Here is a 12,874-nt window from a genome sequence, read left to right on the forward strand (position 1 = left end):
TCACTGCTCCTCCTCCAGGACGGCCTTCATGCGGTCGAGGGTCGTGCGCATCCCGCGCTCGTTGGTGCGCGCCCGCAGCGGTCCCAGCACCAGCCAGTAGAGGCGCAGGGGCAGGGTGGCCTCGAGGCGGTAGTACTCGGTGACCCGCGTGCCCGTGCCCTCCGGCTCCAGCCGGTAGCCCCAGTTGGTGACGGTCGTCGACTCCGTGCCGACGGCGAACTCGAAGACCCGCTCCGGCTCGCAGCGGGTCACGCGGCAGCCGGACCAGTACGTCGGGCCGACCCCGTTGCGCTTCACGTGCCCCTTGAACGTGGCGCCGACCGCGGGGCCCGTGGACCCCCGGGTCCAGCGCGCCTCGAAGGTCTCGGGCGAGAACTCGCCGATCCGGGTCACGTCGCTGACGAGCGCCCACACCCGGTCGACGGGGGCCTCGACGTGCACCGACACCTCGCCGCCGAGCGGACGCACCAGCCGCGGGCGGCTCACGCGGCGTACCCCAGGAGGCGGGCCGAGAGGTCCGCCAGCACCTCGTTGGCGCCGCCGCCGATGCCGAGCAGCCGCACGTCGCGGTAGTGCCGCTCGACCTCCGAGCCGCGCATGTAACCGGTGCCGCCGAACAGCTGCACCGCCTCGTGGCAGACCGCCTCGGCGGTCTTCACGGCCGTCTCCTTGGCCAGGCACGCCTCCGCGATGACCTGCTCCCCCGCGACGTGGCGGGCGGCGACGGCGTGCGTGTAGGTGCGCGCGACCTCGACCTGCCGGCGCATCTCGACGAGCTTGTGGCGCACCACCTGCCGCGAGGCCAGCGGCTTGCCGAAGGTCTCCCGCTCCTGCGCGTACGCCGCGGCGAGGGCCAGCGAGCGGGCGGCCGCGGCGTACCCCTGCACGGCCAGGCCGATGCGCTCCACCACGAACTGCTGCGCGATCTGGATGAAGCCCGAGCCCTCCGCGCCGACCAGGTTGGCGACCGGGACCCGGCAGTCGACGAACGACAGCTGGGCGGTGTCGGAGCAGTGCCAGCCCATCTTCTCGAGCTTGCGGTCGACGGTGAAGCCGGGCGTGCCGGCGTCGACGACGAGCAGCGAGACGCCGCCGTGGCCCTGGCCGGGCGTGAAGTCGCCGCCGGTGCGCACCGCGGTGGTCACGAAGTCGGCGCGGGTGCCCGAGGTGATGAAGGTCTTCGCCCCGTTGACCACGTAGTGGTCGCCGTCGCGCACCGCCCGGGTGCGGATCGACGCGACGTCGGACCCGCCCTCGGGCTCGGTGATGCCGAGCGAGCCGATCATCTCGCCGGCCAGCGTGGGCCGCACGAAGCGGTCGACGAGGTCGGGGTCGCCGGCGGTCGCGATGTGGGGCAGCGCGATGCCGTGGGTGAAGAGGCTGGCGATGATCCCGCCCGAGCCGCCGCCCTCGAAGATGCCCTCGCTGACGGTCACGGAGTCGAGCAGGTCGCCCCCGTCGCCGCCGACGGCCTCGTCGAACCCGACGCCCAGCAGGCCCGCCTTCGCGGTCCGCGCGTGGAGCTCGCGGGGCAGCGCTCCGGCGTCCTCCCACTCCTGCAGGTGGGGCGCGATCTCGCGCCGCGTGAACGCGGCGGCCGCCTCCCGCAGGGCCCGCCGCTCGGGGGTCGCCGTGAAGCCGACGTCCCCGGTGAGGGAGGTCGTCACGTCCGTGCCCGCGCTCACAGGAGCGCGTCCTCGACGCTGACCATGCGGCTGCGGACCCACTCGCCCAGGCCCTTGGCCTGGGGGTCGAACCGCGTCGACGCGGCCACCCCCTCGCCGAGCAGGCCCTTCACGACCACGTTGACGCCACCGAGGTTCGGCAACGGATACACCTCCACATCGAGTTCGGCGGCCTCCGGCACGAGCTCACGGATGCGGCTCGGGGAGATGAGCTTGGTGAGCCAGGTGACGCGCGCGGCGTGCCGCTCGGGGTCGTGGCGGTGGCCGCTCGTCGCGACCCACAGCCCGATGTTGGCGTCGCCGCCCTTGTCGCCCGAGCGGGCGTGCACGAACGAACCGAGCGGCACGCGGCGGGTCAGGGTGTCGACGGGCGCGGGGTACGGCGAGGGCCGGCGCGCGAGCTCCCCGTCGTCCGGCTCGGCGGTGTGCACCGGGTGCGGCACCAGCACGCGCTCCTTCTCCGAGCCGTCCGCGTCGAGCACCACGACGGTGTGCTCGACGGCCGAGCGGTCGACGTACGCCGGGTGGTAGACGCCGTAGGGCACCGGCTTGGCGGGGGGCGCGGTGATGGCGAAGCCCGGGTACGACGCGAGGGCGAGCTCGACGGCCACCGAGGTGAAGGCGCGTCCGACGGGCTCGGGGGCCGGGTCGAGCGCGGTCACGCGGAGCAGCACGGAGGCGGACTGCTCCGTGGGGGCGTCCGGGGTGGCCGGGCCCGTGTCGGACCAGGCGACGGTCGCGGGCCGGCCGGCGGACGAGGCGTCGAGCGCCGACTCTACCTGGGCCCGCACCCAGGCGGCCTTGTCGTCGATGTCGAGACCGGTGAGCACGAGCTCGAGGCTGTTGCGCCACCCGCCCAGCACGTTGACGGCGACCTTGAGGCGGGGCGGCGGCGCGCTGCCGGTGACGCCGTCGACGCGCACGCGGTCCGGCCCCTCCTGCGTGAGCCGCACCGACTCCAGGTGGGCGGTCACGTCGGGACCGAGGTAGCGGTGGGTCTGGATCTCGTACATGAGCTGCGCCGTCACCGTGTCGGTCGTGACCGCGCCGCCGGTGCCGTCGTGCTTGGTGACGACGAACGAGCCGTCGCGGCGCACCTCGGCGATCGGGAACCCGAGCGAGGTCGTCAGGGCGTCGGCCGGCAGGTCGCCGAAGCCGGAGAAGTTGCCGCCCGTGGCCTGGCAGCCGCACTCGATGACGTGGCCCGCGACGACCGCGCCGGCGAGCTGGTCGTGGTCGTCGGGGGTCCAGCCGAAGTGGGCCGCGGCGGGCCCGACGACCACCGAGGCGTCGGTGACCCGGCCGGTGACGACGACGTCCGCCCCGGCCGTGAGGGCCTCGGCGATGCCGAACGCACCGAGGTAGGCGTTGGCCGTGAGGGCGTCGGACAAGTCGCGCTCGTCGCCCGCGGCGGGCTGGAGGCGGACCGTGCCGGCCTTCAGGCCCGGGACGAGGTCGTCGCCCGCGACGTACGCGATCCGGGGGCTGAGCCCGAGGCCGCGCGCCACCTCGGCGAGCCTCCGCGCCAGGCCGGCCGGGTTGAGGCCGCCCGCGTTGCTGACGATCCGCACGTTCTTCTCCAGCGCCAGCCCGAGGCAGTCCTCGGCCTGGCGGAGGAAGGTCTTCGCGTAGCCCGCCTCCGGGTCGCGCATGCGGTCCTTGCCGAGGATCAGCATGGTGAGCTCGGCGAGGTAGTCGCCCGTGATCACGTCGACGCCGTGGGGACGACCGTCGGCCCCGGTGGTCGTGCCCTCGAGCATCTCGCGCATCGCGGAGAGCCGGTCGCCGTAGAAGCCCGAGCAGTTGCCGATGCGCAGCACGTCGCTGCCCGATCCCGTCATGCGTGCGCTCCTTCGGTGGTGGTGCTGAGCGGGGCACGGCCCTCACCCGGAGGGCCGGCGAAGGCCTGGGCGACGTCGAGCCAGCGGTCGGCGTCGGCGCCGGTGGCCGTGAGGGCGAGGTCGTCGCGGTGCGCGCGCTGCGTGACGAGGCGCGCGAAGTCGACCGCCGGGCCCTCGACGCGCTGCTCGGCGTCCTCCGGGCCGTCGGTCCAGGTGGCGCCCGACGGCAGCGTGAGGCGCACGTGGACCGGGGCCGCCGGCGCCTCGAGCCCGCGGATGACGAAGGAGAAGCCGCGGGTGCGCGCCCCGATGTGGCAGACGTGGCGCACGCCGTCGTCGTCCTGCGCGTCGAGCCCGAGGGCGTCCGTCACGTCGAGTCCGTGGGCCCAGGTCTCCATGTAGCGTGCCGTCCCCATCGACACCGGGCTCATCGCCGGGCCGAACCACGGCATCTTCTCGCCCGGCCGCTCGGCCGCCAGCTGCCGGAGCGCGGCCGCCAGGTCGGCGCGGCGTCCGCGCCAGTGCTCCAGGAGCTCCGCGGCCGGCACGGCCGCGCCCTCCGTCGCGCTGCGGTCGACGAAGCCGCTCGGGTCCTCGAGCGCGACCGTGACGATCGCGTCCCAGGCGGCCTTCTCCTCCTCGCCCCGTACGGCGCGGGCCGCCGCGGCCGCGGCGATGTCGGTCCACGCCAGGTGGGCGACCTGGGCCGCGACGTCCCAGCCCTCGGCGGGCGTCGGGCGGCGCCAGCCGGTGGCGTCGTCGGGGAGGTCCGCGACACGGTCGTCGAGGCGCTGGGTGAGCGCCGCCAGGTCGACCAGCACGCCCTCGAGCACGGGGTTCGGATCGGTCATCGGTGCTCCTGGGGATCGGTGCGGGCGAGCGCGGCGTCGAGGGTGAGCGCCCACTGGTCGAGGATGCGGGCGCGCCGGGCCGTGTCGTCGCCGAGCGTCTGTGCGAGGCCGAGGCCGCGCAGGAGGTCGAGGGTGGCCTGCACCAGCTCACGGACGCCCGGCTGTTCCTCGTCGGCGCCGAGCAGCTCGACGGTGAGGCGGTGCGTCTCCCGGCCGAGGTGACGCTCGAACGGGGTCACCACCTCGAGCAGCGGCGCGTCGCTCCGCGCGGCGACCCAGAGCTCGAGGGCGGCCGCGAACACGGGACCCGTGAACAGCTCGGCGAGGAGGCCGAGCACCGCGCGCGTGCTCCGCGACTCCTCCGGGAGGGCCGCGACGACGGTGGTGAGCTCGTCGCGTCGTACCGCCGCCAGGTGCTCGACCGCCGCCACCACCAGGTCGGTCTTCGACGGGAAGTGGTGGAGCTGCGCTCCCCGGCTGACGCCCGCGCGCTGGGAGACGACGGTCGTCGACGTACCGGCCCAGCCGCGCTCGACGAGCACGTCCACGCAGGCCTCGAGGAGCCGCGCGCGCATCGCCCGCGTGCGCTCGCCCTGCGGCACGCGGCCGGGCGCGGGTTCGGCGGCCGGGTCGGTGGCCGCGTCGGCGACCTGGGGGGCGGACATGGGGGGATCGTGACCCAGGTGGCAACAAACAGTCAAGACTGTCTTTTTGTGGGTGGTCTCCCCGGGACGTCATGCGATGCGGTGGCGCGGGGCGCCGGACCGCATGACGTCCCGGGTACGGCGCGGGGTGACCCCCAACGGCCCGTGAGGTCCTGCGGAACGGATGCAACCCGGACGCCGGCCGGATGGCATCCGTTCCGCAGGACTCCCGCCGGGAACGCGTGGCCGACTGACGAGGCGCCGCCGCCCCGCGACCGCGGAATTGTGCGGCTTAGACAGGTCCGGCTCGACGCGGCTCGTCCCCACCGCACATTTCCGGACCCCCGGGGTGAGGTCCGGCCCCACCCCGCGTGAGCGCCTAGGCAATCTCGAGCAGGTCCCGCTCCGACGTCGCGACCGATCCGGCGAGGCGTCCCGCCACCCCACGGACGGGTCCGCTGCCGGCGATGCGGGCCGCGAGGCGCTGGGCGCCCACGCCGAGGCGCGTCTCCGGGTAGGCCAGGCGCGGGAAGCCGGGCGGCAGGCCCTGGGTGCGGTCGACCACGGGTCGCATCCACGCGTCGTACTCCGTCAGCGCCTCCCCCACGTCCGCGTGGCGGGAGAGGGCGGCGGCGAGGGTGTAGCCGCCGAGCAGCGCCAGCGACGAGCCACCGCCCCCGAGCGGCGTCACGCACCAGGCGGCGTCGCCGACGAGCACGACGCGCCCGACCGACCAGCGCGGGAGGACGACCTGGGCGAGGGCATCGACGTACACGTCCTCCGAGGTCGCGAGCCCCTCCAGGATCCGCCCCGCCTGCCACCCGGCGTCGGCGAAGAGCTCCCGGAGCACGCCGTCGCGCCGCTCCGCGTCGGCACCGCGGAGGTCGTCGCGGTCGTGGCGGTCGCTGGCGTAGGCGAGCATCGCCCGCGTCGTGCCCCGGTTGTCGGGGCGCAGCATGACCTGGCGGCCGCCCGTGGCCGTGCACCAGCTCCACCACCGGTCGTCGGAGTCACGCCGCGGGATCGTGCCGTAGACGATGGTCACGTCGAGCGGCCGCAGCGCGTCGCGCTCCTCGTCGGCGGGGAGCAAGAGCGCCCGCGTCGAGGACCGCACCCCCTCGGCGACGACGACCAGGTCGCACTCCGCGACGGCGCCCGACGCGAACCGCACCTGCACCGGGCCCGCACCGGGATCGTCGTCGACGGCGGCGATCGTGTCGCCGTACCGCACCTCGACGCCCGACGGCAGCGCCTCCAGCACGATGCGGGCGAGGTCGCCGCGCAGCACCTCCAGCTCGGCGGTCGGCCCGTCCTCGCCCTCCCGCGCCGGGAACTCCGCGACGGTCGCCCCCTCCTCGTCGACGAAGCGGGTGCCCTCCTCGGTGGTGGTCGCCTCCTTGATCGCCGCGGTGAGGCCCATCCGATCGGCGACGGCGCGCGCCTCGCCCCGGACGTCGACGTTCTGCCCGCCGTCCCGGAAGGACGACGCGCGCTCGACGACGGTGACGGTCCAGCCGGTGCGAGCGAGCCAGTACGCCGCGGTGAGACCCGCGACGCTACCTCCGGAGACCACGGCACGACGGTCCATGGCCGTCACGGTAGGAGGACGGGCCAAGACCCGCGGTGTGACGCAGTCGGTTGGACCCGTCTGCAACCGTCGGGGTGTCTCACGCGTCCTTGGGGGAGGAAGCGCACCGCACCGTCCCCCGAGGAGGAACACCCGCATGCAGCCCGCACCCGGCCGTGGGAGCACCACGCCCCACGCCACGTCCCCGCTGTGGCCATCGGTCGCCGTCGCCGTGCTGCTGGGTCTGCTGCTGGTGCTCGCCACGACCCTGCTCCCGCAGCCGCACCCGGAGGGTCGGGGGGTCCTCCACCCCGCCTCGGTCGAGGAGCCGGCCGAGCACTCCCCCGACGCCCCCGCGGTCGACACCCAGGTCGTCGACGTCTCGCGCTGATCCTGCCGGGTCCACACTGGTGCGCATGACGAAGACGATCCTCATCACGGGCGCCAGCTCGGGACTCGGCGCCGAGATGGCGCGCCAGTTCGCCGCGCTCGGTCACGACCTCGCGCTCTGCGCCCGTCGCCTCGACCGCCTCGAGGAGCTGCGGGCGGAGATCACGGCCGCCCACCCCGCCCGCCGCGTCGAGGTCCGCGAGCTCGACGTCACCGACGACGAGGCCGTCCACCGGGTCGTCGCCGACCTCGCCGCCACCTTCGGCCACCTCGACCGCGTGATCGTCAACGCCGGCCTCGGCAAGGGTGCGCCGCTCGGCACGGGCAAGCACCACGCCAACCGCCAGACCGCGGTCACCAACTTCCTCGGCGCACTGGCCCAGACCGACGCGGCGCTCGAGGTCTTCCGCGCCCAGGGCGCGGGCCACCTCGTGATGATCTCCTCGATGGCGGCGATGCGCGGGATGCCGGGGTCGACGACGACGTACGCCGCGACGAAGGCCGGCGTCGCCCACCTCGCCGAGGGCGTCCGCGCCGACGTGCACGGGACGCCGATCAAGGTGACGGTGCTCTACCCCGGTTTCATCGCCTCCGAGATGAACGACGGCACCGGCGGCAACCCGCCGATGCTGGTCTCGACCGAGAAGGGCGTGCGGGCGATGGTCACCGCGATCGAGAAGGAGAAGGACTCGGCCTGCGTGCCCCCGCTGCCCTGGGCGCCCCTGAGCGTCGTGATGAGGCACGCGCCGCTGCCGCTCTTCCGCAAGCTGGTCTGAGGCGTCGCCGAGCGAACGCTCGGGCGGCAGGTTGGTGGGTAAAGCGGTCGGTTCCCCGGTCAGCCGGGGAACCGACCAGGGTCCCTCAGCCCCGCCCGTGCGGGGCGACGACGGCGCGGCTGGAGAGCTCGCCGGCCTCGAGCGCGCGGTAGGCCTCGAGCGCGTCGTCGAGCGCGTAGACCTCCACCTCGGGCGTGATCTGCCCGGCGCGGTAGAGGTCCACGACCTCGTGCAGCTCCTCGATCGTGCCCCAGTAGGTGCTCGTCAGCTCGACCTCGTAGGGCACCTTGTAGAAGTTCCACTCGAAGGTGCCGTTGGCGATGCCGACGACCGTCACCCGGCCGCGCAGCGCCACCACGCTCATCGCGAGCTCGATCGTGGGCGTCGCGCCGACGAGGTCGAAGACGGCGTCCACGCCGCGGCCATCCGTGATCTCCCGGATCGCCGCGGCCTGGCCCTCGCCGCCGGGGACCGTCACCGCACCGTTGGCCTCGGCCTTCCGCATCGCCTCGGGCTTGGTGTCGGTGGCGATGACGGTGGCACCGGTGAGCGCCCGGAGGATCTGCACGGCGATCTGGCCGAGTCCGCCGAGGCCGATGACCAGCGCCGTACGGCCGCCACCGGCGAGGGCGGGCAGCGACTTCTTGATCGCGTGGTACGGCGTCAGGCCGGCGTCCGACAGCGGCGCGGCCGCGACGGGGTCGGCGTCGCCGAGCGGCACGAGGTTGCGGGCCGGGACCGCGACGTACTCCGCCATCCCGCCGTCGCGTCCGAGGCCGGCCGCCAGGTGCGGCATGGAGGCGGCGTTCTCGCAGTAGGTGTCCTGGCCGCGGGAGCAGGCACGACAGCGCCCGCACCCCATCGGGCCGTAGACGAGGAAGGCCTCCCCGGGCTCGATCCCCCTGACCCCGTCGCCGAGCGCCTCCACCCATCCCGAGCTCTCGTGGCCGAGCACGAACGACGGCTTGAGCTGCGCCGGGCCGAAAGCCTCGTCGAACTCCCGGTAGACCGCGATGTCGGAGTGGCAGGCCCCCGCACCCGCCACCTTCAGCAGCACCTCTCCCGGCCCCGGCGTCGGCTTGTCGACCTCGCGCAGGCTGGGCGTCGTCTTGTACTGGTCGAAAACCACGGCTCGCATCGTTCGATCCCTCTCCTCGCGAGCGGCGCGGCGTGCGCCGCTCTCCCGCCGTCGACGGTACGCCGCGGGGCGAGGCCCTCAGCAGACGGGCGCGGGGCCGGTCTCGAGGTGGCTGTGCTCGTTGAACGACACGAGCCGCACGCCGCGGAGCCCGACCGTGACCTTGGTGAGCGACGTGTTGACGACGACCGGGGTCAGCCGCGTCCAGGGGCCCGCGAGCTCGGCCGGGTCGGATGCGGGGTCCCACAGGCCGACCATCGCCGCGGTCAGCCACGCGACGGGTCCGCCGGAGGTGACGACGACGATCGTGCCGGTGCGTCCGACGCGGTCGGCGGCGTCGGAGAGGGCGGCCTGCGTACGGCGCGTGAACGCCGCGAACGACTCGGCGTAGTCGTCGTGGTCGCCGCTGGTCCAGCGCATCATCGCCATCTGCAGCCACTGCTGGAACTGCTGCGGGTCGGGGTCGCCGCCGCCGACCATCGTGGGCAGGTGGGCGCGGAGCACCTCGCCGTGGTCGTAGTCGGCCCAGCGTTCGTCGACGGTGGTCCGGGCGCCCCAGGCACCCGTCACGGTGAGGGCCTCGACGGTCTCGCGGTGCATCCGACGGCCGGCGTGGACGACGAGGTCCGGCGCGACGCCCCGCGCGGCGAGGGCGGCGCCGAGCAACCGGCTCTGCTCCCAGCCGAGCGGCGTCAGCGTCTCCTCGTCGGTCCCGTCCTCGGCCCCGCCCCAGGAGGACTGGCCGTGGCGCACGAGCAGCAGCGTGCCCATCAGGACACCCACCCGATCGGGCCGTCGTCGATCACCGTGCGGCAGCGCCGGGCGAGCAGCCCGACCATGGCGCCGAGGCCCGCGAAGGCGGGGTTGGTGGTGGCACCCGCGACGTACCGCGCCCAGATCTGCTGCGCGATCACCGCCAGCCGGAACAGGCCGAAGACCTCGTAGAACCGCCAGGCGTCCGCGTCGACGTCGAGGCCGCGCGCCGCGGCGTACGTCTGGACGACCTGCTGCCGCGTCCACATCCCCTCGAGGTGGGTGGGCTGCCGGCGGGCGGAGCGGAAGACGGGCTCGTCGTCGGCCTGCACCCAGTAGGCCAGCGCGCTGCCGAGCTCGGCGAGCGGGTCGCCGACGGTCGCGAGCTCCCAGTCGAGCACCCCGACGACCTCCCACGGCGTGCCCGAGCCGGGGCCGCCGGCGAGCACGAGGTTGTCGAACCGGACGTCGTTGTGGACGAGGCAGGAGCCCACGTCGGCGGGCTGCTCGGCCGCGAGCCAGGCGGTGACGGCGGAGAAGTCGGGTACGTCGGGGGTCCGGGCCGCCTCGAGCCGGCGGGTCCAGCCGGCGACCTGGCGGGCGACCGAGTCCCCGCCGCGGCCGAAGCGCTCGAGGTCGTGCGCCACGACGTCCACGTCGTGGAGACGGCCGAGCACGTCGACGAGGCGCGCGCAGAGGCCGTCGAGGTCCGCGGGACGGGCCACCGCTGCCAGGTCGGGGTCGAGCTCGCCGCGCAGGATGGTGCCCGCGACACGCTCCATCACGTAGAAGTCGGCGCCCAGCACAGAACTGTCACCGGCGTGAGCCACCATCCTCGGCACGAGGTCGAACGCCGGGCGGAGGGAGCGCTGGATGTCGAACTCACGACCCATGTCGTGGGCGCTGCCGCCGCGGGCGCCGTGCGGCGGGCGACGCAGCACGAGGTCGCGCGCCTCACCCCCGGAGCCGTACCGGAGGGCGTAGGTGAGGTTGGACGCGCCTCCGGGGAACTGGCGCACCTCGGGCAGGCCGGGCGGGAGGTCCTCCGCCGGCGCGTGCGCGCGCAGCCAGGCGTCGAGCGCGACGACGTCGATCGCGTCCTCGTCACGCACCGGACGCGACGCGTTGCCCTGCTCGAGGTCGTCGTTGCGGATGCCGTTCTCCTTCGCCGTGTCCCGGAGTGGGGGTGGACCTCAGCATTGTGTCGGAGACAATCAGGCCCGCAGGCGGGAATCAGGTAACTCACAGGGGGAGCACGATGACGGGTGGCGCTCGGGGCCGCACAGCGCGCGCGCTGGCGGGGACGGTGGCGACGCTCGTCGCCGGGTCGCTGCTGGTGGCGTGCTCCGACGACGGCGACCGCGAGGAGGCGGAGCGCGCGGTCACGAGCCTGCGCGAGGGCCTGGTCGCGGGCGACCTCGCCGACGTGCCCCTGACCGGCGCCACCCCCGAGGAGGCGACGGCGGAGCTGGAGACGGTCGTCGCGGGGCTCGGCGACGTCGACCCGCAGGTCACGACGGGTGACGTCACGGTCGACGGCGACACCGGCACCGCCACGCTCGACTGGGTCTGGCAGCTCGGCGAACAGACCTGGAGCCACACGTCGACCGTCGCGCTGCGCAGCGAGGGCGACGACTGGCAGGTCGTCTGGTCGCCGACGGTCGTCGAGTCCTCCCTCGCCGAGGGCGAGGTGCTGCGGGCCGACACGACCGCCGCCGTCCGCGGCGACGTGCTGGCGGGCGACGGCGAGCCGATCGTCACGCTGCGCGACGTCGTGCGCTTCGGCATCGACAAGTCCCGCATCGACGCGGCCACCGCGCAGGCGTCCGCGCGCACGCTGGCCGAGACGCTGGGGATCGACGCCGACGCGTTCGTGCAGCGCGTGGCGGCGGCCGGCGAGCGGGCGTACGTCGAGGCGCTCGTGGTCCGCGCCGACGAGGCCGACCTCAACCTGCTGGGCGGCACGCCGGGGGTCGCGGCGATCCCCGACCAGGTGCCGCTCGCGCCGACCCGGGGCTTCGCCGCGCCGATCCTCGGCTCGGTCGGGGAGGCCACGGCGGAGATCGTCGAGGAGTCCGACGGCGCGATCCGCGCCGGCGACGTCGTGGGCCTCGGCGGGCTCCAGCGGCGGTACGACGCGGACCTGCGCGGCACCGACGGCCTCCGGGTCGTCGTGGTCCCGGCCGAGGGGTCCGACGCCGAGCCGCGCGAGCTCCACGCGACCGAGGCCGTGGCGGGCTCCCCGCTCGCCACCACCCTCGACATCGACCTCCAGGGCCTCGCCGAGGGGCTGCTCGCCGACGTCGGTCCGGCCAGCGCGATCGTGGCCGTGCGCCCGTCCGACGGCGCCCTCCTCGCGGCGGCGAACGGGCCGGGCACGGGTGGGCAGAACGCCGCCACCTTCGGGCAGTACGCACCGGGATCGACCTTCAAGGTCGTCACCTCCCTCGCCCTCCTGCGGGCCGGGGTCGGTCCCGACGACACCGTCGCCTGCCCGGCGCAGGTCACCGTCGACGGCCGCGTGTTCGAGAACTACGACGACTACCCGGCCTCCGGCATCGGCGAGATCACGCTCCGGGAGGCCGTCGCGAACTCGTGCAACACGGCCTTCATCGGCAGTGCCGACGCGCTGCCCGAGGGGGCCCTCGCGGAGGCGGCCGCCGCGCTCGGCCTCGGCGTCGACCAGGACCTGGGCTTCCCGGCGTACTTCGGCCAGGTGCCGGCGCCCGAGGGGGCGACGGAGGCCGCGGCCGAGACCATCGGCCAGGGCCGCGTGCTCGCCTCCCCGATGGCCATGGCGACGGTCGCCGCGTCCGTCGCCGCGGGCCGCGCGGTGCTGCCGACCCTGCTCCCCGACCACACCGCCGAGGCCGTGCCGGCCGGCACGCCCCTGACCGCCGACGAGGCCGCGGCGCTGCAGGAGCTGATGCGGGCCGTCGTCACCGACGGCAGCGGCCGACTGCTCGCCGACCTGCCTGGGGCGCCGGTCGGCGCCAAGACCGGCACCGCCGAGTTCGGCACCGCGAACCCGCCGGCCACCCACGCCTGGATGATCGCCACCCAGGGCGACCTGGCGGTCGCCGTCTTCGTCGAGGAGGGCGCCTCGGGCTCGGGCACCGCCGGTCCGATCCTGCGGTCGTTCCTCGCCGGCGCGGCCTGATCGGCGCCCCGATGTCACGCAGCCGTCACCTCGCGGGGGTGTCGCTCGCGGCTCCCGGGGAGTAACTTC

At 74.9% G+C, this 12,874-nt stretch carries 12 protein-coding genes; 3 read left to right on the forward strand and 9 right to left on the reverse strand.

The window, feature by feature from the left end; all coding sequences use genetic code 11:
- The 6 genes from PIR53_15820 to PIR53_15845 form a co-directional block, all read right to left on the reverse strand.
- Positions 1 to 486: an SRPBCC family protein gene (locus PIR53_15820; protein ID WZH51477.1), complete on the reverse strand. Its 486-nt coding sequence runs from the start codon at positions 484 to 486 to the stop codon at positions 1 to 3.
- Positions 483 to 1,685, reverse strand: coding sequence for an acyl-CoA dehydrogenase family protein (locus tag PIR53_15825; GenBank protein ID WZH51478.1), 1,203 nt, complete (start codon positions 1,683 to 1,685; stop codon positions 483 to 485). The genes PIR53_15820 and PIR53_15825 overlap by 4 nt, the downstream gene beginning before the upstream one ends.
- Positions 1,682 to 3,526, reverse strand: coding sequence for an acyclic terpene utilization AtuA family protein (locus PIR53_15830; protein WZH51479.1), 1,845 nt, complete (start codon positions 3,524 to 3,526; stop codon positions 1,682 to 1,684). Before PIR53_15830 ends, PIR53_15825 begins: the two co-directional genes overlap by 4 nt.
- The gene (locus PIR53_15835) at positions 3,523 to 4,377 is read right to left on the reverse strand and encodes a TIGR03084 family metal-binding protein (protein WZH51480.1); all 855 of its coding nucleotides are present in this window, start codon (positions 4,375 to 4,377) and stop codon (positions 3,523 to 3,525) included. Before PIR53_15835 ends, PIR53_15830 begins: the two co-directional genes overlap by 4 nt.
- Entirely contained in the window at positions 4,374 to 5,042 is a 669-nt protein-coding gene (locus tag PIR53_15840; protein WZH51481.1) for a TetR/AcrR family transcriptional regulator, read from the reverse strand. Before PIR53_15840 ends, PIR53_15835 begins: the two co-directional genes overlap by 4 nt.
- Positions 5,043 to 5,400: 358 nt before the next feature.
- Positions 5,401 to 6,609, reverse strand: coding sequence for an FAD-dependent monooxygenase (locus PIR53_15845; protein ID WZH51482.1), 1,209 nt, complete (start codon positions 6,607 to 6,609; stop codon positions 5,401 to 5,403).
- Positions 6,610 to 6,745: 136 nt separating this feature from the next.
- Between PIR53_15845 and PIR53_15850 the strand changes: the two genes are divergently transcribed.
- Together PIR53_15850 and PIR53_15855 are read left to right on the forward strand one after the other, a co-directional pair.
- Positions 6,746 to 6,979, forward strand: a complete 234-nt coding sequence (locus PIR53_15850; protein WZH51483.1) for a hypothetical protein — start codon at positions 6,746 to 6,748, stop codon at positions 6,977 to 6,979.
- Between the two features lie 25 nt (positions 6,980 to 7,004).
- Positions 7,005 to 7,754: an SDR family oxidoreductase gene (locus PIR53_15855; protein ID WZH51484.1), complete on the forward strand. Its 750-nt coding sequence runs from the start codon at positions 7,005 to 7,007 to the stop codon at positions 7,752 to 7,754.
- An 85-nt stretch (positions 7,755 to 7,839) separates the two neighbouring features.
- Here the strand turns inward: PIR53_15855 and PIR53_15860 are convergent, their stop codons facing one another.
- The 3 genes from PIR53_15860 to PIR53_15870 form a co-directional block, all read right to left on the reverse strand.
- Positions 7,840 to 8,892, reverse strand: a complete 1,053-nt coding sequence (locus tag PIR53_15860) for an NAD(P)-dependent alcohol dehydrogenase (GenBank protein ID WZH51485.1) — start codon at positions 8,890 to 8,892, stop codon at positions 7,840 to 7,842.
- A 78-nt stretch (positions 8,893 to 8,970) separates the two neighbouring features.
- Positions 8,971 to 9,663 (reverse strand): histidine phosphatase family protein, encoded by a 693-nt coding sequence (locus PIR53_15865; GenBank protein WZH51486.1) that lies wholly within the window; start codon positions 9,661 to 9,663, stop codon positions 8,971 to 8,973.
- Entirely contained in the window at positions 9,663 to 10,757 is a 1,095-nt protein-coding gene (locus tag PIR53_15870; GenBank protein WZH51487.1) for a phosphotransferase family protein, read from the reverse strand. The genes PIR53_15865 and PIR53_15870 overlap by 1 nt, the downstream gene beginning before the upstream one ends.
- 146 nt (positions 10,758 to 10,903) lie before the next feature.
- Here PIR53_15870 and PIR53_15875 point away from each other — a divergent pair, with 146 nt between their 5' ends.
- Positions 10,904 to 12,805, forward strand: a complete 1,902-nt coding sequence (locus tag PIR53_15875) for a penicillin-binding transpeptidase domain-containing protein (GenBank protein WZH51488.1) — start codon at positions 10,904 to 10,906, stop codon at positions 12,803 to 12,805.
- The last annotated feature ends 69 nt before the right edge of the window (positions 12,806 to 12,874 follow it).

Source organism: Nocardioides alkalitolerans (assembly GCA_038184435.1).
GTDB classification, from domain to species: domain Bacteria; phylum Actinomycetota; class Actinomycetes; order Propionibacteriales; family Nocardioidaceae; genus Nocardioides; species Nocardioides alkalitolerans_A.

Coding starts and splice junctions, on each gene's coding strand:
- PIR53_15860 (WZH51485.1), bottom strand. CDS start 8,892: ATGCGAGCCGTGGTTTTCGACCAGTACAAGACGACGCCCAGCCTGCGC.
- PIR53_15865 (WZH51486.1), bottom strand. CDS start 9,663: ATGGGCACGCTGCTGCTCGTGCGCCACGGCCAGTCCTCCTGGGGCGGG.
- PIR53_15855 (WZH51484.1), top strand. CDS start 7,005: ATGACGAAGACGATCCTCATCACGGGCGCCAGCTCGGGACTCGGCGCC.
- PIR53_15840 (WZH51481.1), bottom strand. CDS start 5,042: ATGTCCGCCCCCCAGGTCGCCGACGCGGCCACCGACCCGGCCGCCGAA.
- PIR53_15845 (WZH51482.1), bottom strand. CDS start 6,609: ATGGACCGTCGTGCCGTGGTCTCCGGAGGTAGCGTCGCGGGTCTCACC.
- PIR53_15850 (WZH51483.1), top strand. CDS start 6,746: ATGCAGCCCGCACCCGGCCGTGGGAGCACCACGCCCCACGCCACGTCC.
- PIR53_15830 (WZH51479.1), bottom strand. CDS start 3,526: ATGACGGGATCGGGCAGCGACGTGCTGCGCATCGGCAACTGCTCGGGC.
- PIR53_15875 (WZH51488.1), top strand. CDS start 10,904: ATGACGGGTGGCGCTCGGGGCCGCACAGCGCGCGCGCTGGCGGGGACG.
- PIR53_15835 (WZH51480.1), bottom strand. CDS start 4,377: ATGACCGATCCGAACCCCGTGCTCGAGGGCGTGCTGGTCGACCTGGCG.